Raw genomic sequence first — 26989 nt, 5'->3', positions numbered from 1 at the left:
AGTTTGAGGGAGTATCAGAAATGTTATCGAAAAATAATGTGAAAATATTAACAGAAAAAAACATGAATCAATGTCAACGGTTTGGTTTACGCAAATTATCGATTGGTGTGGCTTCTGTTCTGCTTGGAACAACTTTCTTTATGGGAACTCAAGTGGCACAGGCTGATACTTTGGCAAGTTCCTCAACAGAAGAACAGCCAGTATCACAACAGGTAACTTCAACAGGGGAAAATCAACCTGCTACAACTGGGAACGCTGTTCAACTGACTAAGCAAACGACTGCTACGCCTACTGAGGGGAGGTCAACAACTAGTCAATCTACTACTCCCGTTAGTGATCATAATTCTGCTACCCAGACGGTAAATGTAAAGAAAGCAACGGAATCTGTTACTAGTCAAGCTAATGCTAAGCAAGTTCAAGCTAAATTAGCTCAAACTGCCGATGCTGAAATCACTGATAATGGGCAAACTGAGGTTACTCTAACTCATGGCCAACAACAAGACCGACGTACGTTAGCTTTTAGTATTGTTGCAAAAGCGGGCGATAATGTAACAGTAACTACTCCAGAAATTTTCGATGCTTCGGCAGATAGCGATCCTTCAATGGGAGTATCAGTCGTTGAAAATAAGGTTGACTCTGGACAATCATTTACTTACAGTTTTACTGCTAAGTCTAATAATTCATATAGTTTAAATATTATTCTGAAACCGTTAGTTAACGACTGGGCACTTTTACCTGCCGGAAATAAGTACGCTGTTAAAGTTGAAAAAAATGGTAATAAAATTGCTCAATTAGTTTATACGATTGATCAGCCTGCTGTGATTACGGATTCTAAAGTTTCAGTTGATCCCAACCAACATGGTAATTTAGTTCAAGGACAGAAATATGCAATTGCGGTTAACCTTCCTAATACCGGTGCTAATGATGGGGATAACTTTAAGGGGACAGTTACTGTTCAGGTTCCTGAGGGATTTCAATTAGAATCAAATGGTGCTTATGGGTTCGTTTCTCCAACTGATTATGGAAATACAGATCAAACTTTGACTAATGAAAGACTTACTTCGATTAGTCAACCGAATGGTGCAGGTACTCCAGTAATAATTGGTATTGATAACGGGAAGGGCTTTTTAAATAGCAACCTGATCCTTTTCTGGGGAACATATACGAAACCCTTATCTGCTGAGCAAAATAATTTTAAGGTTGATGTTAAATACCAAACTGAAAATAATGGGAAGTTAGAGGCACTTGTCCATACCTTTAATGGCACGACTCAAGCAATTAATTTACCAGTTACTGATGAACAACGGTCTAGAATTACACCAACAATGAATTTACCTGAAAAGGTAGCAACTGATAATGGGACAGCTAACGGGAAACACCAATCAGATGAAACTGATAAGTATAAGTATCCTGATGGTTGGTCATTTAACCTTAAAAATGACGGTAACATTGTACAAACTAATGTCAAACTACACCTTGATGTTGAACCAGGGACCATTTTTAGGGGACCGATTAACTTAACAACCACTAGCGAAAATAAAGGCTTTACAGTAACAGCAACATTAGTAAATGGTTCAAAGATTAATCTCAATACTGCTGCTGTTCCAGGTAGTGATAATAATAGTTATAATGCAAAAATTAACGATCCGAACGCTAGTGATGGTTCAAATATTAAAGCAATTGATATTAGTTTTGACCAAATTCAAGCTGGTTCAGGATTCAATATCAACCTAAATGACAAAGGAGCAATCTTATCGGCAGCAACCACCAAAAAAGTCGGTGACCAGGCGGAATATGGTTATAAGGTTACCTCGGATCAGGGATTTGTAAAGTCGGATACGAAGGACATTAAGATTGTTGCTCCAGACCCAATTGAACAAAATTTGAGCTTTACTGGCCGTAGTTATGATTTCATTAATGGAAACTATGATAAAAATGCTACAGGTACAGCCACATTGAAGGGCAAAATTGGGTATGAAATCGCTCATTCTAAAGAAGAGCTTAATCGGCCCAGCTCATATCTACTAGTAATTCCTGCTGGCTTCCATGTTGTTTTGGAAAGTGATATGGGAGTGATGTACAAAGGCAAATACTTAAGTAATCCGCAGGCAAAAATAACTTCTTTAGGAGCAATTGGTCCAGCTGGTGAATATGTTTATCGTTTAGATTTGTCATTTACCCCAGGCAACGATTACAATGGTAGTCCGGTATATGTTCAAAAGGCTGATAATGTTCCAATTAGTTTGGGCATTAATAGTAATCAAGGCCCTGCTACCTATCAATATGGTCATAATTGGGGATATCCACAAGGTATAGCTCTCATAATGGAAATAGCTAAAAAGGGGACTCTGGTACCAAGTGATGCAAATCAAGGCGTTGATTTTAGAACAATTACATTGGGTGGAAGAACATATGAAGTAATGCCAGAAAGTAATACTTGGAATCCGGGATATGCAGATGCTCAATATACTTTCCTTGGACAATCCCGTTACGGTTCAGATAGTGGAATTAAAAATAATCATGAAGCTAGTTACCATGACGCTTTTGTAACCGGATCAACTAATTTTACTTACAGTGCTAACCAAAATGGGGTTCCTGACGCAACATATTCTAATGGTCAAATTCGGTTGACTAATATGTTAACTGATGGCGGAACTTCAAATTACTCGTATAACGTTATTAATTTACCAGCTACTGCAAACGGTAATCCAATCACTCTTAGTCTGACTGGCAAGGGAATCATGGTTGGTGATAATACTGGTAGTTCAGAATTACTGTATTCATTAACACCGGTTACAAAAGAAAACGGCCTAACCGAAGCTGATCTAACTAATTTTGTAACTGCTGATCAGATTACTGACTGGTCAAAGGTTCGTGCGGTATTGCTTAAGTCCAATAAGTTAACGAATGGTGCGGTTATTAATGCTTATATCCCATTCACTGTTAGTGGAATGCGAGATGGTAAGGAATCGGTTGATTATGATCTGCAAAACCTCTTTACGGGTGATCATAAAGGATCCACGTTTAATAATAATGGGGTAATGCCACTTCATGTTGATCGTTATGTTCAAGTAACTACTAATTGGCTGAAAAAGAATACGGATGGAACGCCAACACCAATTAAAGGTTCAGTAAATGTTAATGTAGAATCTGGAAAGAACTATAGTACAGATCCGTTAAGTACAACTGAAATTCCACAAAATTACCATTTGCAGGAAACACCAACTAACGCAACAGGAACTGCTGGAGCACAAAATATTGTTATCAATTATGTTTATGTTCCAAATGCCGCTCAACAAGCTCAGCTTAATTTTGTCGACGACGATGATCCTTCCAGCACCAAGATGCCAGCTTCAATTTCTGCACAAGGCGATGCTGGGAGTGAAATTAGCTTTGAAAATCGAGAGGGAAAGTCGGTTGCCGAGATTGTTGAAGGACTTGAAAACGACCATTATGTTCTTGCAAAAGGCGGTGTAGTAACTAATCCATCTTCAACTGATTGGACAACGATCTTCGGTACTTACGATTCTAATGATCAAACTACCCAATCATTTACTATCCACTTTACCCACGCTACTCAGCTAGTAACAGAAAATGCAACAGCATCTGAGACGATCAATTATGTTTATAGTGATAAAACTAAAGCAGCTGATCCATACAATCAGAAAATTACATATAGCCATTCTGGTACTAAGGATCTGGTAACTGGTGTGACTAAGTGGAATAATGCAACTAGTGATAATCTTGGCGGTTGGCAGATGACTGATAGTACGGCATTTGTTGATGTGCCTTCGCCAAAAATTCCTGGGTACACGCCTGATTATGCAAAAATTGAAGCTCCTGAGGTTAAACTTAATGAATTGAAGAAAGGAGCAGATCAAGGAAATACGTTTACCGTTACTTACAGTATTGATCAGCAAAAGGCAACGCTTAACTTTGTCGATGAGAATGCTACTGGGGATGAAACTAAGAACCCAGAAGAATCCATTTCTGCTGAAGGCGATTCGAATACACCAATTAGCTTTAAGAACGCTAAGAATCAAACTGTTACTCAGATTGTTAGTGCTTTAAACAGTAAAGGATATACAGTAGCTAAAGTTGTTAATGATGCAGATTCTGATAATAATCTAGGACAAGATTGGACTACTGTTTTTGGTAACTTTGATCAGGACAAGGCCAAGAATCAATCATTCACAATTTACTTGAAGCACCAGACACAATCAGTAATGGAAAACGCTCAAGTAACTGAGACGATTAACTACCTTTATCAAGGTACGAAGCAAGCCCATGCTCCATATACCAAGACGGCTACCTATACCCGGACAGGAACTAAGGATCTTGTAAGCAACCAAACACAATGGGACAAGGCTGGTTGGACAACCAAAGATGGGCTAGCTTCTATTGATTCACCTATAATTGATGGTTATACGGCAGACAAGACTACTGTTGCTGCACCAAAGGTTGATATGACTAGTTTGAAGGATCAGGCCAATGTAACTCTTACTCCAATCAACGTTTACTACACCAAAAATGCGACTGAGCAAACTGCTATTTTGAATCTCGTTGACGACGATGAACAAGGTACGGCAATTGGTAATTCAGTTACAGCTACCGGTCTTAGCGGTACGCCAATTAAGTTTGCAGAGATTGCTAGTTCAATTAAGAAGCTAGAGGATCAACACTACCTTCTAGAAAAGATGACTAGCGGAACTGAAAATATTAATAAGACTGCATTACTAATGCTTCTGCTGGCAACTAATAATAACCAGGTAAAGATTTCCGATAATACTGATTGGTCAACGGTCTTTGGCAATTTTGATGATGACGACAATACTAACCAAGTATTTACGTTGCATTTCAAGCATGATCATGGTCCAGTTGTTAACAAGATCATTACCGAAACAATCCACTATGTTGGCACGCCAACTGCACTTTCTGCTCATCAAGCACGCTTAACATTTGTGGCAAACGATGGTAGTTATCGTGATTTGGTTGACTCAAAACTTGATCACATTAGCGGCTGGCACCTTAATGGTGATACTACTGATACGGGTAGCTTTGCAAGTGTCGCTAACCCACAAGTTAATGGTTACCATGTAGTTTCAGCAGTAACGAGTGATGCTCAGAATGCCCTTAAAGGCAACCAAGTTAAGGCATTTGACGGGATTAAGAGTGACTCTAACAATATTGAAGTTACCGTAACCTACGCAAAGGACGAACCAGTAACACCAACGACAGAAAAGGTTTCAGACAGTAAGACCGTCACGGAAACAATTCACTACGTTTACAGTGACGGAACTAAGGCTCGTGAAGATTATGTTGCTAGTGAAGTCTTTACCCGAACTGGAACGAAGAATCTGACAACAGGGGAGACGACCTGGAATGCATGGGCACCGGCTAGTGCTGAATTTAAGGCAGTTCAATCTCCAGTTATCGCTGGAGCAACACCAGATCAATCACAGGTTGCTGAACAAACAGTTTCTGCTAATAGCGGTGATGTGGTAATTACGGTGATCTATACTAAGAGTCAACAACCAACTACTCCTACACAGCCAACGCAGCCTGAGCAACCGACAGTACCAGCCCAACCGACAGCTCCTGAAAAGCCAGTAATTCCAGTTGAACCAGTAACACCAACCGAACCTGTTCAACCAGAATTACCAAATGAACCAGCAACGTCAAGCCAAGCAGTTCAACCGACTAATTCAGTTCAGGTAACTAAGGAACAAGTTAGTCAACCGGCTGCAACGGTTAGTCCAGTTTTATCGAAGTCGACAACTAAGGCATTACCGCAAACGGGTAATGAACAAAAGACTGGCTTAATTGGATTAGGATTTGCTAGTCTATTAAGTGTGCTTGGTTTAGGCGCTTTGATGAAGCGTCATGATAATGAGAAAAAGTTCTAACCTTAAATTAAAGATTTAACTGAAGAAGCTCTATTTAGAAGTTTGATGAATTTCTGAATGGAGCTTTTTGAATCATAAAGGATGTTTAAGAATTTTCTGGAGATTCCTTTTAAGCCTGTAAAGAGTGATAAAATATATTGGAAGTTTATGGGGAGGTTAATCACTGTGAGCAATAACGATTCAGGAAGCAATGCCAAAGCAAAGATTTCGTTTGATATTAATAATGTCAAAAAAACAGCTAATACTGAGGAGGGTTCTTCAGCAAAGCGCCTCGTTTTTTCGTTCAAAAGTGGTCAAACTGATCAAGTAGGAACAGATGAAGAAAATCTAGAAACATCCGGTAAGCAAGCGCTTGTTAGCAAGCAACCGGTATTTGACATCCATACTGATACTGAACAAGAAAATGAGGATGATTCAGTATCAATAGCAAGTAATTCATTAACGAATGCTGAATCAGCACCACAAATTACGGTTCAAAGTAAGGTGCCAGATTCATCTGCTGCTGATTTGGGGTCACAAGCAATTACATTAACCCGTGATGATTTGAAGCAGTCCTTAACATTAGCTCAGGATTTTTCGTCAGCTAGTTCTCAAACATCAGAAAGTTTAGAAGAGGAAGAAGTTCAAAGTTCAGAAATGAATTCTGAAAACACGGAAAGTCCTCTTGATTCTTTGATGGCATTGAATCAAGAATTGTCTAAGCTTCAACAGGAGTTAGATGCTAACTCACTTTCACTGGCATCTAACAATCACAAAATTGAAACAACGAATGTTGAGCAATCGCTAACCCGTGAAGCATACCGAAGCTCGGTAAGTGAAACGCAAAACGAGCAAGAAAGTATTGAGACAAACGAATCTACGGTAGCACAATCGCAAGAAAGTCAGGTTGCTCGGCCAAAACCACCACGTCCACCAAAGATTGATGGTGAAAAGGTGAAGCCAATCTTTGCAACTTCCGAAGAAGAGCAAAATAACGCAAAACAGCCTAAGGTTGAATGGAACGGTCCCCAGGTACAAAGAAAAAAAGAACAGCAGCCATCACGGGCTGAAATGCATCCTTCATCGCGGAAGCAAACCACGGCAAGCCATTCGCGGAGTGCTAGTCGTCGAACCAATAACCATCAACCGAAAAAGCAATCAGGCGTCCTTGGTAAGAGCTTTTTAGCGATGCTGGGATTTGGTCAAAAAGAAGAATAATAAGTCAGTAAACAGAATAGAGGTCGAGAAAAACGTTTTGTCTTTTCTCGACCTCTAACTATTACCAATTATTTATTAGTCTGGATCCTTTAGTGATTTACCGCTCTTGGTATTCTTAAAGTGGTTGAAAGCTAATTCAATGGTCTGGTACTCATCATCCGTTAAGGTAATGTCCATTGCCTTAGCGTTAGCGATAACTTGCTTGGCCTTCTTGGCGCCAGGAATCACAACAGAGATGAGCGTATTCTTTAAGTACCAAGCTAAAATGGTCTGAGCAACGGTAGCGTGATGAGCATCCGCAATGTCACGAACTTTATCAACGGCATCAAGAATGCTGCTGTATCGTGGTTCTTTAAAGTCAGCGATTTGACTCCGAATATCATCTTCAGGGAAACTAACATCCTTAACATATTTACCCGTTAATAATCCTGAAGCTAATGGGAAGTACGGAACAAAGCTGATTTGATTATCATGCAGGTAATCGAGCATCCCTTCTGTCAGATGATCTTGGTGAAGGAGGCTAAATTCGTCTTCAACGACATCAACGTAACCATCCGCGTTAGCTTCCTTGATCTGGTCTAGGCTAAAGTTAGAAATACCAATCGCTCGAATTTTTCCTTCTTCTCGCAGCTTTTGCAGGGCACCAACGGCTTCAGCTTTTGGCGTGTCATGATCAGGGAAGTGAATGTAGTAAATATCAATGTAATCCGTTCCTAATCTTTTAAGACTCTTGTTTACTTGGTCGGTTAAAAATTTTGGATCGTTATTGATCACTTCTTCCCCAGTAGAAAAATCATGGGCGCCCTTAGTGGCAATGACAATTTTATGACGATCGTAGCCTTTAATTGCTTGACCAACTAATTCTTCTGAGTGACCAAGACCATAAACATAGGCCGTATCTAAGAGGTTGATCCCGTTATCAAGAGCAGCCTTAACCAATTTGATCCCATCTTCATCTTTGAGATCGGGGAAAAGGTTATACCCACCAACCGCGTTAGTACCTAGGCCAAGAGGGTTTGCGACAACATCAGAATGACCAATTTTAACAGATTCTACCATTATATAAGCCCCTTTCAATTTACTTGGAAGCGAATACATACAACTATAATTATTATATCGTGAATTATGTAGAAAGGCGACTAGAGAGTGGGGCAATTGCGTCAGTTTAAGAAAAATTATAGAATGGTGATCCTTGGCAGGGGCGAAAGGCTGGCAGTAAAATGTTGGCCTTTTTTCTTTGGGTAGAGTTGATGGATGTGGTGAACGAGGAACTACTGCAGTTGAGTCTAAACGTGTTCAGCCTAAGCTTTCTCGAGATAAAGTTCTACTGTCACAGAGTCAAGATCTGTTCGCCAGGAACTTGCTAGAGCTAACAACCTCCCTCCTAGGCGCAAGACGCCGTTGTCGGGAGAAATTGTTAGCTTTCCGCAAGTCCTTTGCTGGCTCGCATTCTATCTATTTTCCCCCTTGAAAAAACCTAGTAATTAAGTTACAGTAGTAAAAGACGTGAAACAATATTGTTTCACGAAAGGAGAAGTTAAAATGAATCCAGAACAATTTCAGCAGGCGCTTGCGGAACAGGGAATTAACCTTAGTAGCGCGCAAATGAAGCAGTTTGCTGAGTATTACGACTTACTAGTCGCAACTAACGAGCATGTTAACTTAACACGAATTACTGAGAAGAAGGAAGTCTACCTTAAGCACTTTTTTGATTCTATCAGCGGAGCATTTGCAGAGCCAAAGTTAATGACTGATGAATTAACGCTTTGTGACATTGGTGCTGGTGCTGGCTTCCCATCGATTCCATTAAAGATTGCTTTTCCACAGCTAAAGGTTACGATAGTGGATTCACTAAATAAGCGGATTATCTTTTTACAAGAATTAGTAGCTCAACTAGGGTTATCTAATGTCACCCTTGTTCACGATCGCGCTGAAACTTTTAGTGATAAAAGAAGCGATCATCGTGAACAATACGACATTGTCACGGCACGGGCGGTTGCGCGGTTAGCGGTTCTGAGTGAATTATGTTTGCCAGCAGTAAAAGTTGGTGGTGAATTTATTGCCTACAAAGCAAGTGCCGCTCCAGAAGAAATTCAACAAGGCGGAACAGCAATCAAGAAGCTTGGCGGGCAAATTCGAAAGACGGTTAAATTGGAATTGCCGGAAACTGATGAAGAACGGAATATTGTTGTTATTGATAAGGTTGCAGCTACTCCCAAGAAGTTTCCACGACGTCCTGGATTGCCAAGTAAGAAACCAATTCAATAAAAGTGAGGGAGAGAGAATATGGCGTTTTCATTATTCGGTATCGGTAAGGATCACTCTGGCGATACAAAGAATAAGGTTGTTGAGATTAAGGTTGATCAAATCATCCCAAACCGGTATCAGCCACGGAAAGTCTTTGATCAAGATGCAATCCGTGAATTAGCGCAAACAATTGATGAACACGGGTTGCTACAACCAATCGTTGTTCGTGAATATGAGTCAGCAAAATATGAAATTATTGCCGGTGAACGGCGGTATCGTGCAGTGAAATTATTAAACTGGGATACCGTTCCAGCAATTGTTGAAAAGATGAGCGATAAAGAGACTGCCTCATTAGCATTGATTGAAAATCTGCAACGATCACAATTAAGTTCCGTTGAAGAGGCGCAGGCTTACCGTCGACTAATGGACTTGAACCACCTGACACAAGCAGCGTTAGCAAAGGGGATGGGGAAGAGTCAGTCCTTTGTTGCTAACAAGCTCCGTTTACTGAAGCTGATTAAACCGGTCCAAACAGCAATTCTCGATCACCGGATTTCTGAACGGCATGGTCGGGCAATGCTGGATCTGGATGAAAAACAACAACGAGAAATGTTAATGCGAGTCGTTAATGAACGGCTGACAGTTCGCCAGACTGAAGATGAAGTTGCTCGGACTCTTGGGCGACCATTACCGTCAGAACTAGCTAAGCAACGGGCCGAGAAGAAACGGCAAGAATTAGCTGATCTTGAAGGGGTGCCAACTACGGAACCAGTTAATGAAGAAGTAGTTGAAAGTCCAAAGAAGGCGACTCCAAAGAAAAAGAAGACTAGTAAGCGTAAAAAGAAGGGTGTTGCAGGAAAACAGTCAGCTATGGCTAGTGATGCCCGGTTAGCCTTAAACACCATTAAGAAGTCTATTAAGCTAGCTACTGATAATGGCTTTACCATTACAACTCATGAAAAAGATGATGATGATACTTACCAATTAGTTATTGAAATTCCGAAGAAGCAGTAGGAGGCAGAAAAATGGGGTATGTTATTGCATTAGCAAACCAAAAAGGCGGCGTCGGTAAGACAACAACAAGCGTTAACCTAGGAGCTTGTTTAGCAGATGCTGGCAAAAAAGTCCTCCTGATTGATCTTGATCCTCAGGGAAACGCCACAAGTGGCTTGGGGATTGATAAGAAAGATATCAATGAGAGTGTTTATGATGTTCTAATCAATGATGTTGATTTAAAAAACGTGATCTTGCACTCAAGTCATCAGGGCCTAGATATCGTTCCGACGACAATTGCTCTTTCTGGTGCGGAAGTTGAATTAACTAACCTGATGGCTCGGGAAACTCGGCTGAAGGATGCTTTCGGTGATGTTAAAGATGAATATGACTATATTCTGATTGACTGCCCGCCTTCTCTTGGCCTGTTGACGATTAATGCCTTTACCGCTTGTGATTCGATCCTGATTCCGGTTCAAAGTGAATACTATGCCCTTGAAGGGTTAAGTCAGTTATTAAATACCATTAAGCTGGTCCGCAAACACTTCAATTCTGCCTTGAAGATTGAAGGAGTATTACTGACGATGTACGATAAGCGGACAAACTTGGGTCAGCAGGTTAATGCGGAGGTCAAAAAGTACTTTGGTGACCAGGTCTATGAAACGATTATTCCACGAAATGTTCGTTTATCCGAAGCACCAAGTCATGGACAAGCGATCGTTGATTATGATAAACGGTCAACGGGGGCGAAAGTTTATCAACAATTAGCAAAGGAAGTGTTAGCTCGTCATGGCGAAAAATAAACAAAGTGGACTAGGACGCGGGATTGAAGCGCTCTTCGAAGAAAATGACTTTAATGAGATTAACGACAACGAAACGGTTCAAGATGTTAAACTATCGCTGATTCGCCCTAACCCATATCAGCCACGACGGACGTTTGATCAAAAGGCGCTCCGGGAGTTGGCATCCTCAATTCAAGAATCAGGAGTATTTCAGCCGATTATTCTTCGTCAGCCAGATCCAAAGTTAAAACGGTATGAATTAATTGCTGGTGAACGGCGCTTCCGAGCATCTAAGCTTGCTAAACAAACAACGATTCCGGCCATCATTCGAACCATGAGTGATGAAAAGATGATGGAAGTTGCTGTTTTGGAAAACCTGCAGCGGGAAGACTTAACGCCGCTGGAAGAGGCCCAAGCTTACCAGACATTAATGGATAAGCTGTCCCTTACTCAAGCTCAGGTTGCGGAACGATTAGGGAAGAGCCGTCCATATATTGCTAACTACCTGCGATTGCTAGGCTTACCAAGTGAGATTAAGGAACTGGTTTCTGCCGGGAAGTTATCAATGGGTCAAGCACGAACGTTATTAGGTTTGAAAGATCGCAAGCAATTGGTTAAACTTGCTAAGCAGGCAGTTGAAAAGAATTTAACTGTCCGTCAACTTGAAGAATTAGTTGCCCAAATGAACGGGACAGCTGAAAAGAAACGGGCAAAGCGTCGCCAACGAAAACCAGCCTATGTTCGTGAAGCAGAATCCCAATTACAAAGTAAGTTTGGAACAAAGGTTGCGGTGGCGCCGAGTCGGAAGAAAAATGCTGGGAAAATTGAAATTCCGTACACTTCTGCCGATGACTTTAACCGGATTTTAGAAGTATTAAATATTTCGTTAGATTAAGGAGGATAATCACTGATGGCAGCATATGATAAGGGCGATATTGTAATGATGAAGAAGCAACATCCGTGTGGTACCAATCGGTGGTTAATCACACGTGTCGGTGCGGATATTAAAATTCAGTGCACCGGTTGCGGCCACATTGTGATGATGACGCGGCAAAAGTTTGATAAGGGCTTTAAGAAGGTTCTGGAAAAAGCCGCTGAGTCTAAAGATTAGAAATAAAAATTAAATTGAAAAGGAAAGTGAACAACTTATGTCATTAACTGCAGGGATTGTTGGATTACCAAACGTTGGTAAGTCAACCCTATTCAACGCGATTACTAAAGCAGGAGCTGAAATGGCTAATTACCCATTTGCCACGATTGATCCAAATGTGGGGATGGTTGAGGTTCCCGATAGCCGTCTTAAACGAATTGATGAAATTATTCCAGCCAAGAAGATCGTTCCAACAACGTTTGAATTTACTGATATTGCCGGGATTGTTAAGGGTGCCAGCAAGGGTGAAGGTCTTGGTAACAAGTTCTTGGAAAACATTCGGCAAACCGATGCGATTGTTCATGTTGTTCGGGCCTTTGATGATAATGATATTACTAGTGTTACCGGGAAGGTTGACCCGATCGATGATATTGATACCATCAACCTGGAATTGGTAATGGCTGACTTGGATGCCGTTAACAAGCGTCTTTCTAAGGTTCAACGGGCTGCTAAGGGTCGTGACAAGGATGCCCTAGCAGAATTGGATGTTCTTAACAAGATCAAACCAGTTCTTGAAGACGGGAAGAGCGTTCGGTCAATTGACTTTAGTGATGATGAAAAGAAGATTGTTAAGGGTCTCTTCTTGTTAACCAGTAAGCCAGTTCTTTATGTTGCTAACATCTCTGAGGATGACATGGCAGATCCAGATGCTAACAAGTACATGGATCAAATTAAAGAACATGTTAAGGGTGATGGTGAAGTAATTGGAGTTGCCGCTGCTGCCGAAGAACAAATTGCTGAAATGGATGAAGCGGACAAGGCTGATTTCCTTGAAATGGAAGGTGTTAAGGAACCTGGATTAAACCGGTTAATCCGAGCTGCCTACAAGCTTCTTGGTCTTGAAACCTTCTTTACCGCTGGTGGTCCCGAAACCCGTGCCTGGACTTTCAAGAAGGGCACCAAGGCACCACAAGCAGCCGGAATCATCCATTCCGACTTCGAACGGGGCTTTATCCGTGCCGAAGTTATGAGCTTTGACGATCTCGACAAACTTGGATCTGAAGCTGCTGTCAAGGAAGCTGGTAAACTCCGCCTTGAAGGAAAAGATTACGTCATGCAAGACGGCGACATTGTGGAGTTTAGGTTCAACGTCTAGAGTGCGAGCCCGTTAAAACCTTCCGGTGGCTAACGATTTCTCCACCGAACGGCGTTTTGCCGTCGGAGGTGGAGGTCGTTAGCTCGAGGAAGGTTAGGGCGAGCACATTTCGACTATGTAGCCTAGAACTCTAGCAAGGCCCTGGCGAAGGAGTGAACCAGAAAACTTGTATTCGTTTGTGAACCCTCGCAAGACTGATTAGGCTTCTTGCTATCAACTCGTTGATGAAAGAAGTCAATCAGCTACTGCGCAGATCTCGACTTAGTTGCCTAGAAGTTAGCTAGGCGGAAGTTGCGGTCACGACGAAGCACATTTCAACCAACCAACCCCATACTAAGAGATAAAGAGAGGAGTCTCATTGTGAGCGAAAATCAACCACGAAACGCTCAAGCCGGTCAACGACAAAAAGAACATTTAAAAGAAGACCGGCGAGAAGCGGGAAATGCAATTAGTAAGCATAACTTAACAAAAAAGAATGAAGAGTTCGTTTTTCAGCTAAATAAGCAGCTTGAACGTCAAGGAGTTGCTAAGGAGAAGCGTCCTGAAATTATTCAGGATACTATTACTCAACTTAAAGAAGGGCAAAAGACCGGTAAAACTGCTAAAGCACTTTTCGGTACACCGACTGAGTATGTTAAAGAATTAAAGGATCCCAAGAAAAATAATCAGCCTAACCATATGACTAAGCAGTCGATTAAGTTACTGGCTATTGATAATATGTTGATCTTCTTCAGTATCTTTACCTTTATGTTCGGGTTAATGTTCTGGATCTCACCAGCAGCAATGAAGATGACTCATTATGGTAGCAGTGGTTTACTTGCCATTATTTTGGTAGCAGTTTCTGGTGGACTTCTGTTTGGGTATGTTGCTTCACAACTGCAACCAGTAAAGAAGAACGGCAAGTGGGTTCAAGCAAAACCACTTTGGTTCCGGATCTTAACCATTGCTTTCGGATTGGTTGTTTGGTTGGCCGTTTACATGGCTTCCAGTCTATTACCTAATGCAATTAACCCTCGATTAAATGCTTGGGCATACATTATCCTTGGGGTAATTGCCTTTGCGGGCGATCTTGTCTTCCGTCGTAAATACCACATTACTGGTTCCTTCTATGGGAACAGAAGAAAATAGTCAAATAATATTAGCGAGCTTTCGTTGCATACTGACAATACTGAGCAATGGACGCTCGCTTTTTTGTTTGATATTATGTAAGCGGATACATAAATTAGACTGAGGTGGAAAATGATGAAACTAAAGCGACGTCAATTAGCAAAATATTTGGACCACACAATGCTTAAACCTGAAGCAACTGCATCAATGATTGATCAAACTGTAGCTGAAGCAATTAAGTACCAGACAGCTTCTGTTTGTATTAATCCGTACTGGGTAAAGCATGTTCACCAGAAACTATCTGAAACGGAAATCAATACCTGCACAGTGATTGGGTTTCCGCTTGGTGCTACTTCGACAGCCAGTAAAGTTTTTGAAAGTCGTCAGGCAATTAAAGATGGTGCAGACGAATTAGATATGGTGATTAATATTGGTGAACTGAAAGCCAAACACGATGATGCTGTGGTAGCTGATATTAAGGCTGTTGCGGATGAAGTCCATTGTGAGCACCGGATTTTGAAAGTAATTATTGAAACAGCCCTACTAACTGACGAAGAAAAGGTTCGCGCATGTCAGTTAACAGTTGCTGGTCAAGCTGACTTTGTAAAAACTTCTACGGGCTTCTCAACCTCTGGTGCCCAAGTGGCAGATGTTGAATTGATGCGCCAAACAGTTGGTGATGCGATTAAGATTAAGGCCGCTGGTGGGATCCATAGCTATGATGAAGCAATGACGATGATCGATGCCGGTGCAGACCGCCTGGGAGTTTCTGCATCAGTTAAGCTCCTTAATGAAGCATCAGAATAATAAGAAAGAGTGTAATAATGGCATATCAACGAGTGTTTGTAATCGTCCTTGATTCAGTGGGGACTGGACAGGCAGAGGACGCAGCTAGATTTGATGATGTTGGTGCTGATACCCTTGGTCATGTTGGTGAACATTATCAGGACAAACTCCAACTACCAAATTTAGGTCAAATGGGCTTGAGTAATCTTCGGGAGATACCAATTAAGGGAGTCTCCGTTGCTACTCCAGCAATTGGCGACTATGGACGGATGGCAGAAGTGTCAGCTGGAAAGGATAGTATGAATGGTCACTGGGAAATGATGGGGTTGCCACTACCTAAACCACTTAACACCTTTCCTAATGGCTTCCCTCAAGAACTGATTAAGCAAATTGAAAAATTTTCTGGGAGAAAAGTAATTGTTAATCAACCATATTCTGGAACCCAAGTAATTCACGATTATGGTGAATGCCAAATGAAAACCGGAGAATTAATCATTTATACTTCGGGAGATTCGGTAATGCAGATTGCTGCTCATGAAAAGGTGATCCCGATTAACGAACTTTATAAGATTTGCCAATATGCAAGAACGCTATTAAATGGGCCAGAATATACGGTCGGTCGAGTAATTGCACGGCCTTATGTTGGACCAGATCGCGATCACTTTGTCCGGACTGCTAACCGGCATGATTTTAGCTTAGCGCCAACGGGGAAAACTGATTTGGAGCGGCTACAGGAGGCCGGTTACGATGTGATTGGGATTGGTAAGATCAATGATATTTTCTCCGGCAAAGGGATTGATCGGGGATTCCATAATGAAAGCAATGCGGATGGGATGGATCACTTAGATGAGGTAATGCAAGAAGACTTCACTGGCTTCTGTTTTACTAACCTAGTTGACTTTGATGCAAAATATGGTCACCGAAGAAATCCTCAAGGCTTTGGTCAGGCACTAATGGAATTTGATCAACGGCTTGGTCATGTTCTTGATGAAATGCGGCCGAATGACTTATTGATCATTACGGCTGATCACGGGAATGATCCGAGATTCCGGGGAACCGATCATACTCGGGAAAATGTTCCCCTCCTTGTCTATTCACCAACGATGAAGGAGAAAAATCAGTCATTAGGAGTTCGAAAGACCTTTGCTGATCTTGGTGCCACAATTCTGGATAACTTTAATATTCAAGGGGAAAACGGGACGAGTTTCTATCATGAAATTCGAAATGAATAAAAGGCGGATTTCCAAAGTGAGAACTAATGTGTAACCACTTAATAACCGAACTTTAATTTTAAAAACCGGTTGATTTAGGTAAATAATTCGTAATTATTCCATGAATAGCGAACATTATTCGCTGGTTTAAGAAATAATTTACCGATTTTATTGATTTTTAGAAAAATTACTAGTAAAGTATACCTAATCAAAATTCAAAAAAGGAGTGTCTAGTCACATGTCAAATTGGGATACTAAGTTTGTCAAGAAGGGTTTAACGTTTGATGATGTCCTTCTGATTCCTGCAGAAAGTCACGTTTTACCAAATGAGGTTGACCTTAGTACGAAGTTAGCAGACAACATTAAGTTGAACATTCCGATTATTAGTGCCGGAATGGATACCGTTACTGAAGGAGCAATGGCGATTGCGATGGCGTTACAAGGTGGACTTGGGGTTGTTCACAAGAACATGTCCATCCAAGCTCAAGCAGGCGAAGTAGCCAACGTTAAGAGTGTGGTTGTTCCAGCTAGTGCAACCAAGGCTGCAGTTGACGATCAACACCGGTTACTTTGTGCTGCCGCAGTTGGTGTGACTAGTGATACGTTTGAACGGGCACAAGCATTATTGGATGCCGGTGCAGACGCAATCGTTATTGATACTGCCCATGGTCACTCTGCTGGTGTATTACGGAAGATTAAGGAAATTCGTGATCACTTCCCAGATGTTACATTGATTGCCGGGAATGTTGCTACCGGATCAGCTACCAAGGCCCTTTATGATGCCGGGGTTGATGTTGTTAAGGTTGGTATTGGACCTGGTTCAATTTGTACTACTCGGGTTGTTGCTGGTGTTGGTGTCCCACAAATCACCGCAATTTACGATGCTGCCCAAGTTGCTCGTGAATACGGTAAGCCAATTATTGCTGATGGTGGGATCAAGTACTCTGGTGATGTTGTTAAAGCCTTAGCTGCTGGTGGAAATGCCGTAATGCTTGGTGGAATGTTATCTGGTACTACTGAAGCTCCTGGTGACATTTATGAAGATAACGGCAAGAAGTACAAGGCTTACCGTGGGATGGGTTCTGTTGGTGCAATGGCCCAAGCTCATGGTTCATCAGATCGTTACTTCCAAGGTGGCGTTAACGAAGCTAACAAGTTAGTTCCAGAAGGGATTGAAGCTCGTGTTCCTTACAAGGGTGACGTGGCTGATGTTCTTTTCCAAATTGACGGTGGTCTTCGTTCAGGAATGGGTTATGTTGGTGCTCCAGATATTCCAACGATGATTGAAAATGCTCAATTTGTTCAAATTACTAACGCCGGCCTTCGTGAATCTCACCCTCACGATGTTCAAATCACTAAGGCAGCGCCAAATTACAAATAGAGTGTGAGCAGGTATAGAAGGCTCGTAAGACAACAATTTATCCCGACTGGATGCTGGAAGCATCTGGGAGGGAGTTTGTTGTCTATAGGGGCCTTCCCTGCGAACACGTTTTGACTTTGTTGTAGTAGAATGTCATCTAGGCGGAGTTTGTTAGCTCTAGCAATTTTCTGATAAGCATATTTTCCTACGTTAAGTCAAGTGTATTATTGATTTTAAGAGAATTAATTCTATGTATATTCAACGTAATTAAGTAATAAATCTCCAAATGTTCGCTACTAACGAATACTTGGAGATTATTTGTGTCCAAATGAAAGAAGGAAAATTAGATGGAAAGTTGGTTATTCTTACTCCTGATTTTAGCAATTGCATATTGGGGACGAAACATGTCACTAATTATTGCAACCGTTGTTGTGATGATTATGAAATTAACGCCAATGACTACCAAATGGTTATCGTTAGTTGGTTCAAAGGGAATCAATTGGGGTGTTACGATAATTTCTGTTGCTATTTTGGTACCGATTGCGTTAGGCCAGATTGGGTTTACTGATTTGACAGCCGCTTTTAAATCAATTCCTGGTTGGATTGCAATTATCGCCGGGATTGCCGTTGCGATCCTTTCAAAATATGGGATTGATCAGCTAGCAAATGTTCCTCAAATTACTGTAATGCTAGTATTAGGAACAATTATTGGTGTAGTCCTCTTTAAGGGAGTTGCTGCTGGGCCCGTGATTGCAAGTGGGATGACTTACTTAATCGTTAGTTTATTTAATTTGCATTATTAATGAAATGTGCTTGTAACTAAGGATCGTGTTAGAATCGATTTATAAATTTTGAAATTAGTAATTAATTTGGGGAGAAAAAGATGGGTAATCAATCAGAAAGTGAATTTCCGTTAACTCATGCAGAGTATCAGCGCCGGATTCGTGGTGGTAACAATCAAGGTAATGGTAACGGACCACAACATCACCGGGGAAGAAAGATCTTTGGAATTATTATTTTGATCTTGGTGATTCTTGTTGCGATCTTTGGAGGCCTTGCTTGGTATAACGCTAAGCAAACAAGTGATCAAATGTTTACATCAGCTGGGGCAAATAAACGGCGAAACGCGCAAAAGGTCCTCGAACAAAAACGACCAGTCTCAATCCTTTTATTGGGAACAGATACGGGCGATTTGGGACGGACTTATAAGGGACGGACTGACACCATTATGGTAATGACTATCAATCCGCAAACCAAGAAGACCACGTTAATGAGTATTCCCCGGGATATGAAGGTTAACTTGCCGGGATATGAAGATGAGTCGCCAGCAAAAATTAATGCGGCTTACGCGTATGGTGGTACTAAGGAAACTATTAATACCGTTCAGAAGTATTTTAATATCCCAATCGACTTCTATACTATGGTTAATATGGCAGGGATGAAGCAAGCTATTAATCAAGTCGGCGGGGTAACTGTTACCTCACCGCTTACCTTTACATATGAAGGATATTCCTTTACCAAGGGCGTTCCTGAGCACATGGACGGGACTAAGGCGCTAAAGTTTTGCCGGATGCGATACGACGATCCGCAAGGGGACTACGGTCGGCAGCAACGACAGAAGATGGTTATCATGGCATTGCTTAAGAAATCCGCATCCTATAAGACGGTTCTTAACCAAAAATTCTTAAAGACGGTTTCAAAGAATGCTCATACTGACTTAACCTTTGAGAACATGATGACCCTTGCTAAGTCTTATCGAAAGGCAACAAAGAATATCCAGCAGGGCCACGTTCAAGGAACTGATGACGATTCCGATGGTCAGTCATTCCAAGATGTTTCCTATAATGAACGGCAACGGGTATCGAATACTTTACGAAAGAGTCTTGGTTTAGAGCCAATGGATATTGATGAAGGGGAATAACTAAAATTAAGAGAGTTTGGAAGGAATATACTTTCCAAACTTGTTTTTTAAACATAAATAGTCTCATCGCGGTAAACAACCGGAGCCTTCTAGGTTAGCCCGCCAGGCTCCCAAGAAGGTTGTTTCCTAGCTTCTTCTAATTTTCTTTAAACTATTCCTGGAAATACCACCGCTAGGATTAATAAACGCTTATAATAGTTAGTTAAGAAGAATGTTCTCAAGGGGTGGATGAAGAATGAAGATTTTAGTAGTCGATGATGATAAAGAAATCGTTCAATTGTTAGAAATATATATCCGCAATGAAGGCTACGAGCCGGTCACCGCTTATGACGGTAAGGAAGCATTAACAAAACTAAATACTAATCCTGATATTGGCTTAATTATCTTGGATTTGATGATGCCTGAAATGGATGGGATGCAGGTGATTAAGCAGGTACGAAAGGATTCAGATATTCCGATTCTTGTGCTTTCAGCTAAGACAGCGGACATGGATAAGATTCAAGGATTGATTAGTGGCGCTGATGACTATGTTACTAAGCCGTTTAATCCGCTAGAAGTGATGGCACGAGTAAAATCTCTTTTACGACGGAGTCAGGGTGAGGTAACTAATGATACTCCTGATATTTTAAATGTCGGTCCATTAACAATTAACAAGGATTCTCATGAGGTTAAGACGATTAAGGGAGATACTATTCAACTAACTGCATTGGAATTTGGTATTCTCTACCTTTTGGCTAGCCATCCTAACCGCGTATTTTCTGCGGATGACATCTTTGAACGGGTATGGCAACAAGAAAGCGTTGTTTCTGCCAAGACGGTTATGGTTCACGTTAGTCACCTTCGAGATAAGATTGAAGAAGCAACCAATGGTGAAAAAGTGATTCAAACAGTTTGGGGTGTTGGCTATAAGGTTGAAGACCACTAGAATTAGTATGCTTAAGGTTATGGAGGAGAAACTTTGAAGCTAACAGGACGGGAGAAAAGTTCATTAATCCTGGAAGGGGTTATTACGGTCATCCTGCTTGTCTTATTGGATATGGCCATTATCATTCTTGCTCAGGATATCATCCAGAGTAACCCAGGAATTACTAGTGGTATCTTTATGATTAAGCAGTCAATGAGAATTGGGCCAATGCAAGCGCAGATCTGGAGCTACCAACGGATTTTGATTGCTATTTTAGTAGTGATCGATATCTGGGTCGTTTGGTGGCGATTACGTAGACGATATCACTTGTACCAGATGAATCACATTATTCGGGAATTGCACTACATTGCTCAAGGACATTTAGATCACCGAATTCCGTTTCGCCTAAAGGGAAGTGAACAACATGTGATTACCAGTGTTAACGCTCTGGTGGATAGTGCTGTTCAGTCAATGGATGATGAACGGAAAATTGAAAAGTCAAAGGACGAGCTGATTACGAATGTTAGTCATGATCTCCGGACGCCGTTAACTAGTATTATTGGTTATTTAGGGTTAATCGAGGATAAGCAATACCGAAGTGAAGACGATATTCTTAAATATACTCATATTGCTTACGAAAAAGCTAAGCAAATGAAAAACTTGGTTGAAGACCTTTTTGAGTATACTAAGGTTCAGCAACATGGTAGTCCGATTAATATAATGAAAATTGACCTTAACCAACTTTTGGAACAATTGACGGCAAGCTTTGAATTAGAAGCTCAGCATAAAGGAATTGAAATTACGTCATCGGTTAAGCCTAACCCATTGATGATCGAAGCGGATCCAGAAAAATTAGGGCGAGTTTTTAGTAACCTTGTAGCTAATGCCTTAAAGTATGGCAATGGTGCAAGTTATATTAGAGTAACGGCACGTCAAGAACGAGATCAGGTTGTGGTTAAAGTCAGCAATGACGGAACACCAATCCCGGCCAAATCAATTGATCACTTGTTTGAACGCTTTTATCGGGCGGAAGGCTCACGATCGCGGGCGACGGGCGGAACCGGATTAGGGTTAGCAATCGTTAAGAGCATTGTTGATTTACACCACGGAAGCGTCCAAGTAACCTCTGATGACAATGAGACAAGCTTCATTGTTACTTTGCCGTTAAAACAAGAACAACCGCAAAAAAAAGATTAACAAGGAAAAACATCAGGACTTATCAATTAAATCCTGGTGTTTTTATATTCAGTTGATTTTGAATGTGTTAAACTGAAGATTGGTTGTATTAACTCTCGCTGTAGAGTCAATAAACACATTTTATTGGAGGAAATTCTGTGGCTAAAGCGCAACAAATTAATCCCGAAAAAGCACGCTGGCTAGAAGTTTTAGGCATTGCAATGCCACTCTGTTTGAGCTATATCCCGATTGGGGTCGCTTGTGGTATCTTATTGCATGCTGCGGGCTTTAACTTTATTATGACGCTGATCGTGTCGATTGTGGTTTTTTCCGGTGGTGCCCAGTTTATTTTGGCATCGCTGTTAACGATTCATGCACCATTAACCTCGATCTTCGTGACTCTTTTCTTTCTTGAATTGCGGTATGCTTTGCTCGGCTCAAGTCTTTCAAAATATATCAAATCCGAATCGCAGCATTTCATTTGGCTATTTGCTGTGTCAATGAACGACGAAAACTATGCTGTTAACTATTTAAAATTTGCAACCGATAAAAAATGGAAACCAAAAGATGCGTTGCTGGTTGAACACTACTCATTAATTTCTTGGTCTGTTTCCAATATGGTTGGAGGACTGATCGGAAGTACGATTTCGATTAATCTTGAAGTAGTTGACTTTGCCTTGACTGCACTCTTTATTTACATGATTGTGATGCAGATGCGAAGTCACCTAACCCTTATTATTTGCCTACTTTCAGCAGTGCTTGCTGTTTTCTTCATGGTAATTACTCATAGTATTATCGGTGTTGTAATTGCTACTTTGATTGCTTCATTTATTGGTTTCTTGATTGAAAATGCTGTTCGTAAGCACTCGAAGAAACCAGATGATAACTGGTTCTTATCCAAACTCTTCCGTCCGCGGGCTACTCGAATTACGGTTGAGGATCAAAAAGCTGAGGAAGAGCAGGTTCTTGAGAAAAAGAAGGAGCAGTCAAAGGAACAATCAACAAATTCACAAGCACCTAAATCGAGTCAGCATGAATAATTGGAGACTAGTAATATGGAGTTTTTAATATCCCGAATTGGCAGTAATCAAATTCTTTATCATATCGTTGTAATTATTTTTGCAGCATTTGCGGCATTTATTCCACGGTATTTTCCGATCCACTTCTTCTCCTCAAGGAAGATTCCTGAATGGTTCAATGAATGGATGAAGTATGTACCGATCAGTTTGTTTACGGCACTAGTAATCAAAAATATTTTTATCACTACTAAGGGCTACCATTTTGTCCCCTATGATCATCCAGACCAAATCGTTGCTGCATTGATTGTTATGGTAATTGCTTACTTTACTCGATCGATGTCAATTTCAGTTATTGCCGGATTGGTTGGTGTCTGGCTTCTAAACATGGTTTTGTAAACTTAATAAAAAGGGAGCGTGACAGAAGTCATTTATGACTTCGTCTTCACGCCCCCGCAAGCACAAATAGAGCTCCAGAGTTCGGATCTTACCGAACACTGGAGCTCATTTGTGTACTGCGCTGTTCGTGTTTTATCTAAGTAATAGGACTTATGTCACAACCACTTTTTTTATCCAAGAGAATGTGATGTATTAAATCGCTTGTAATTGTTGGCTGTTGCTCCACTTCATTGGATCTTCACGCCATTGTTGGAGTGATTTTAAGTGGTCAGCGCTGATGAGGCCGGTTTTCTTTGCAAGGTTAATAAGAGTGGTGTAGTCAGTTACTGAGAAGTATTGGAGGTCATTGGCTAAGAAATTTTGTTCAGCAGCTTGTAGTTGGTAAGTAAAAATGGAAACAACCCCAATTACTTCTGCGCCTTCATTTTCAACAGCATGAACGGCATTCAAAACACTACCACCAGTTGAAATTAGATCATCAATAACGACAACTTTTTCGCCTTGGTGAAGAACTCCTTCAACTTGCTTGCCTTCACCATGGTCTTTTGGTTTAGTACGAACGTAAACCATTGGCAGACCCATTTCCTGGGCAACTCCGGTAGCGTGAGGAATTCCTGCCGTTGCGGTTCCGGCAATGACATCAACATCATTAAAATGGAGTTTAATTTGTTCTTCCATTCCGTTAACGATTGCTTGACGAACATCTGGGTATGAAATAGTTAGCCGGTTATCGGTGTAAATTGGTGCTTTCATTCCACTAGCCCAAGTGAATGGCTTTTCTGGACTAAGGGTAACGGCGTTAATGTCTAAAAGTGCTTTGGCAACACGTTGTGAGTATGTCATGAATATTTCCTCCTAGGTGAATCAAAAGTGACTTGTTCCAAAATACCTAGTTGAAATAATTGACGTTGTTTCGTACTGCCTTATCCATTGCATAAAAAGAAAACCTTTCTAGCAATGGACTAGAAAGGTAGATCGAGTACTTATGACGTTCAATTAGATCCTTCCTAGCCTCTCTGGACTAAGTTAAAGGTATTTCATTGGTCATTATAATAGTTGGCTTATTCCTAAATGTCAAGGGGAAATTCAATTTTCATTTTTCTTCTGCTGATGGGCCTTAAGCAAATGCGACTTTTTCTTGATTGACTTAACCCCCAGAATATCTAACAAGAAAGTAAAAATTGGGACACCAACGATTAATCCCCAGGTACCGAAGAAATGTTCAGCGACTAGAAGGACGATAAAGGTGTAAAAAATGGGCAATTCGGTCTTGCTAGACATGAATTTGGGATTTAGAACATAGGCTTCTAGGGCGTGGATCACGCAAATCATAATCAGAATATAGATGACATCTCGAAGCCCGCCAACAGAATAGGCAACCATTGATAGAGGGATCAACGAAATGATTACTCCGGCAACTGGTACTAAGCTAAAAATAAAGACCATTAGCGCTAAAGCAAAAATTTGTGGCATGTGCATGAACACAAGACAAATTGATGTAATGACAGTATTACAAATGGCAATGAAAAACTGGGCTTCTAATACAACTCCAAAAGTATTCACAAACTTTTTGCCGAAATAATCAATATCGCTAAAGAACCACCCGAAGTCACTGTTGAGGAATGTTCGCGAGAACTCGTTCATCTGTTTTAACTCAAGAGTATAGAAGAAACTTAGGATAAACGACATTAAGAAGGTGATTGTCATTGAGCCAATACTGGTTAATGTGCTGACAGCGAGGGTTACACCATGCTTCATCTGTGACATGATTGTTGCCCAGCTAATGTAATGGTTAACGTAGTGCATAATTTCAGTTGCTTGTCGAGAACTATAGAATTTAACTACAGAATTAACCATTTTAATAACTTGGTTAACCAGAACTGGTAAGTAGCGAGTAACACCGAAGTAGATTGCAACGATTAATGCGACATACGTGATAATTACAGTAAATGTTGTCGATAATTTAGGAACGTGACGTTGAACCCACCGAACCCAACTAATAACAATAAATGTTAGGATGAATGTAAAAAGGATCAAGTTCATCATTGGTCGAAGAAGCCATAGTACAAAGATGATTAGTGCTAAGACTACAAAACGACGTAATTTGACATTAGCAATGAAGCGGTGCCAGGCATCGGTCATTATATCTCCTCCTCTGCTTTATGCTTCAGTTATCCTAATCTTAGCAAATAATTAAGGGGCTGAACAATAATATCACTGTATTTTACGATGGAGTGTTATAATGATCTCATACTTTTTTGAAAGAGGGATTCGTAGAAATGTTAGAAAAGACGTTCTATAAGTCACTGTTAAGCCACTCGTTTAATATCCCGGTTAAGGTTGTTTACTGGGATGGTAAGAGTGCGGTTTATGGTGATGGCGAACCAGAAGTAACTATTACCTTTAAGGAAAAACTCCCGATCCGTGACGTTACGAAGAACGCCTCCATTGCTCTTGGGGAAGCCTACATGGACGGCAAGATTGAAATTGACGGCAGTATTCAAAAGCTAATTACCGCTGCATATGAAAGTGCCAGTAGTTTTATGCGGAATTCTAAATTTCGCCGGTTTTTACCCAAGCAGGGACACTCTGAAAAGGAAAGTGAAAGTGATGTTCAAAGTCACTATGATGTTGGAAACGACTTTTATAAATTATGGCTTGATGATACATTAACCTACTCCTGTGCTTACTTCGATCATGGTAACCGTGACGATTTAACCAAGGCTCAAATTGATAAGGTTCACCATATCTTGAAGAAGCTTGATCCAAAGCCCGGGAAGACCTTATTGGATATTGGTTGTGGTTGGGGAACACTAATGCTTACCGCAGCCAAGGAATACGGCCTTCGGGTCACTGGGGTAACCTTGAGTGAAGAACAGTTTAACCTCGTTCAAAAGCGGATTAAGGATGAGGGACTGGAAAATGTTGCAGAAGTCCTTTTGGTTGATTACCGTGAATTAGGAGATCGTAAGTGGGACTATGTTACATCTGTTGGAATGTTTGAACATGTTGGTAAGGAAAATCTTGGCCTTTACTTTAAGGATATCTACAAGTACCTTACTCAGGATGGTGTCGCCCTAATTCACGGAATTACTCGTCAACAGGGCGGTGCTTACAATGGCTGGATCAATAAGTATATTTTCCCTGGCGGTTATGTTCCTGGGTTAGAAGAAATGATCGGCCATATTGTTGAAAATAACATGCAGATTGCGGATGTTGAAATGCTTCGTCGTCATTACCAACGAACACTAGAAATTTGGGACATGAACTTTAATGCTCACCGTTCCCAGATTGAAGATATGATGGGAGATCGCTTCACTCGAATGTGGGATCTCTACCTTCAAGCATGTGCAGCTTCCTTTGAGTCTGGCAATATTGATGTTATTCAATATCTGATTACCAAGGGTCCTTCTGGCAACAACCTGCCGATGACGAGGGATTATATTTATTAGAGTGCGAGCCCGTTAAAACCTTCCGGTGGCTAACGATTTCTCCACCGAACGGCGTCTTGTCGTCGGAGGTGGAGGTCGTTAGCTCGAGGAAGGTTAGGGCGAACAGATCTAGACTATGCAGCAGTAGAAGAGGTTGTTAGCTCTAGCAAGTTCCTGGCGAGCACGTTTTGGTAATCTTGTCTATAACCCCAGGCGGAAGTTGCGGTCACGGCGAGCAGATCTTCTACGTTAAGTCAAGCGTATTATTGATTTTAAGGGATTTAATTCTATTACTCTCAACTTAATT

22 protein-coding genes are annotated in these 26989 nt (G+C 41.0%); 19 read left to right on the top strand and 3 right to left on the bottom strand.

Going from position 1 to position 26989, the window contains the following annotated elements; translation table 11 throughout:
* Window positions 1-20 precede the first annotated feature (20 nt).
* Both MR181_RS04640 and MR181_RS04635 read left to right on the top strand, forming a co-directional pair.
* Window positions 21-5906, top strand: a complete 5886-nt coding sequence (locus MR181_RS04640) for a mucin-binding protein (RefSeq protein WP_242335461.1) — start codon at window positions 21-23, stop codon at window positions 5904-5906.
* A 165-nt stretch (window positions 5907-6071) separates the two neighbouring features.
* A complete protein-coding gene (locus tag MR181_RS04635) occupies window positions 6072-7103 on the top strand; it encodes a hypothetical protein (protein WP_242335459.1) in 1032 nt (343 codons plus the stop codon).
* 75 nt (window positions 7104-7178) lie between these two features.
* Here MR181_RS04635 and MR181_RS04630 read toward each other — a convergent pair whose 3' ends face one another.
* Complete coding sequence (locus MR181_RS04630; protein WP_242335457.1) at window positions 7179-8162, bottom strand: aldo/keto reductase; 984 nt, start codon at window positions 8160-8162, stop codon at window positions 7179-7181.
* Window positions 8163-8645: 483 nt separating this feature from the next.
* On the opposite strand from MR181_RS04630, the gene rsmG reads away from it, so the two are divergent.
* From rsmG to MR181_RS04550, 16 genes are all read left to right on the top strand, one after another.
* Window positions 8646-9371 (top strand): 16S rRNA (guanine(527)-N(7))-methyltransferase RsmG, encoded by a 726-nt coding sequence (gene rsmG / locus MR181_RS04625; protein ID WP_242335455.1) that lies wholly within the window; start codon window positions 8646-8648, stop codon window positions 9369-9371.
* 18 nt (window positions 9372-9389) lie between these two features.
* Window positions 9390-10364 carry a nucleoid occlusion protein gene (locus tag MR181_RS04620; RefSeq protein WP_191911508.1) on the top strand — a complete coding sequence of 325 codons (975 nt, stop codon included), beginning with the start codon at window positions 9390-9392 and terminating at the stop codon, window positions 10362-10364.
* A gap of 11 nt (window positions 10365-10375) precedes the next feature.
* Window positions 10376-11146: a ParA family protein gene (locus MR181_RS04615; RefSeq protein ID WP_242335453.1), complete on the top strand. Its 771-nt coding sequence runs from the start codon at window positions 10376-10378 to the stop codon at window positions 11144-11146.
* The gene (locus MR181_RS04610) at window positions 11133-12020 is read left to right on the top strand and encodes a ParB/RepB/Spo0J family partition protein (protein ID WP_242335451.1); all 888 of its coding nucleotides are present in this window, start codon (window positions 11133-11135) and stop codon (window positions 12018-12020) included. Before MR181_RS04615 ends, MR181_RS04610 begins: the two co-directional genes overlap by 14 nt.
* Before the next feature lie 15 nt (window positions 12021-12035).
* On the top strand, window positions 12036-12236 hold the full coding sequence (locus MR181_RS04605; protein WP_242335449.1) for a DUF951 domain-containing protein: 201 nt from the start codon (window positions 12036-12038) through the stop codon (window positions 12234-12236).
* 37 nt (window positions 12237-12273) lie between these two features.
* Window positions 12274-13371, top strand: coding sequence for a redox-regulated ATPase YchF (ychF, locus tag MR181_RS04600; RefSeq protein WP_242335447.1), 1098 nt, complete (start codon window positions 12274-12276; stop codon window positions 13369-13371).
* A gap of 360 nt (window positions 13372-13731) precedes the next feature.
* Entirely contained in the window at window positions 13732-14499 is a 768-nt protein-coding gene (locus tag MR181_RS04595; protein ID WP_242335445.1) for a DUF1129 domain-containing protein, read from the top strand.
* Window positions 14500-14613: 114 nt separating this feature from the next.
* Window positions 14614-15285, top strand: a complete 672-nt coding sequence (gene deoC, locus MR181_RS04590) for a deoxyribose-phosphate aldolase (protein WP_242335443.1) — start codon at window positions 14614-14616, stop codon at window positions 15283-15285.
* 17 nt (window positions 15286-15302) lie between these two features.
* Window positions 15303-16496, top strand: a complete 1194-nt coding sequence (locus MR181_RS04585; protein WP_242335441.1) for a phosphopentomutase — start codon at window positions 15303-15305, stop codon at window positions 16494-16496.
* A 217-nt stretch (window positions 16497-16713) separates the two neighbouring features.
* Window positions 16714-17856, top strand: coding sequence for an IMP dehydrogenase (gene guaB, locus MR181_RS04580; RefSeq protein ID WP_191913111.1), 1143 nt, complete (start codon window positions 16714-16716; stop codon window positions 17854-17856).
* A 326-nt stretch (window positions 17857-18182) separates the two neighbouring features.
* On the top strand, window positions 18183-18638 hold the full coding sequence (locus tag MR181_RS04575) for a DUF441 domain-containing protein (protein ID WP_102168572.1): 456 nt from the start codon (window positions 18183-18185) through the stop codon (window positions 18636-18638).
* An 80-nt stretch (window positions 18639-18718) separates the two neighbouring features.
* Window positions 18719-19756 (top strand): LCP family protein, encoded by a 1038-nt coding sequence (locus MR181_RS04570; protein ID WP_242335439.1) that lies wholly within the window; start codon window positions 18719-18721, stop codon window positions 19754-19756.
* 235 nt (window positions 19757-19991) lie between these two features.
* A complete protein-coding gene (croR, locus tag MR181_RS04565; protein ID WP_098045137.1) occupies window positions 19992-20681 on the top strand; it encodes a response regulator transcription factor CroR in 690 nt (229 codons plus the stop codon).
* 33 nt (window positions 20682-20714) lie between these two features.
* Window positions 20715-21857, top strand: a complete 1143-nt coding sequence (locus MR181_RS04560) for a sensor histidine kinase (RefSeq protein ID WP_191911499.1) — start codon at window positions 20715-20717, stop codon at window positions 21855-21857.
* 137 nt (window positions 21858-21994) lie between these two features.
* Window positions 21995-22876, top strand: coding sequence for an AzlC family ABC transporter permease (locus tag MR181_RS04555; protein ID WP_242335437.1), 882 nt, complete (start codon window positions 21995-21997; stop codon window positions 22874-22876).
* 15 nt (window positions 22877-22891) lie between these two features.
* Window positions 22892-23251, top strand: a complete 360-nt coding sequence (locus MR181_RS04550) for an AzlD domain-containing protein (protein WP_191911497.1) — start codon at window positions 22892-22894, stop codon at window positions 23249-23251.
* 192 nt (window positions 23252-23443) lie between these two features.
* Here MR181_RS04550 and pyrE read toward each other — a convergent pair whose 3' ends face one another.
* Window positions 23444-24094 (bottom strand): orotate phosphoribosyltransferase, encoded by a 651-nt coding sequence (gene pyrE, locus MR181_RS04545; RefSeq protein ID WP_242335435.1) that lies wholly within the window; start codon window positions 24092-24094, stop codon window positions 23444-23446.
* 243 nt (window positions 24095-24337) lie between these two features.
* Complete coding sequence (locus MR181_RS04540) at window positions 24338-25393, bottom strand: AI-2E family transporter (RefSeq protein WP_242335433.1); 1056 nt, start codon at window positions 25391-25393, stop codon at window positions 24338-24340.
* A gap of 137 nt (window positions 25394-25530) precedes the next feature.
* On the opposite strand from MR181_RS04540, the gene MR181_RS04535 reads away from it, so the two are divergent.
* Window positions 25531-26703, top strand: a complete 1173-nt coding sequence (locus MR181_RS04535) for an SAM-dependent methyltransferase (protein WP_242335432.1) — start codon at window positions 25531-25533, stop codon at window positions 26701-26703.
* Window positions 26704-26989 lie beyond the last annotated feature (286 nt).

The sequence above is a fragment of the Limosilactobacillus urinaemulieris genome, from assembly GCF_932750685.1.
Lineage (GTDB): Bacteria > Bacillota > Bacilli > Lactobacillales > Lactobacillaceae > Limosilactobacillus > Limosilactobacillus urinaemulieris.
This window is presented reverse-complemented; position numbering and strand designations above follow the sequence as displayed.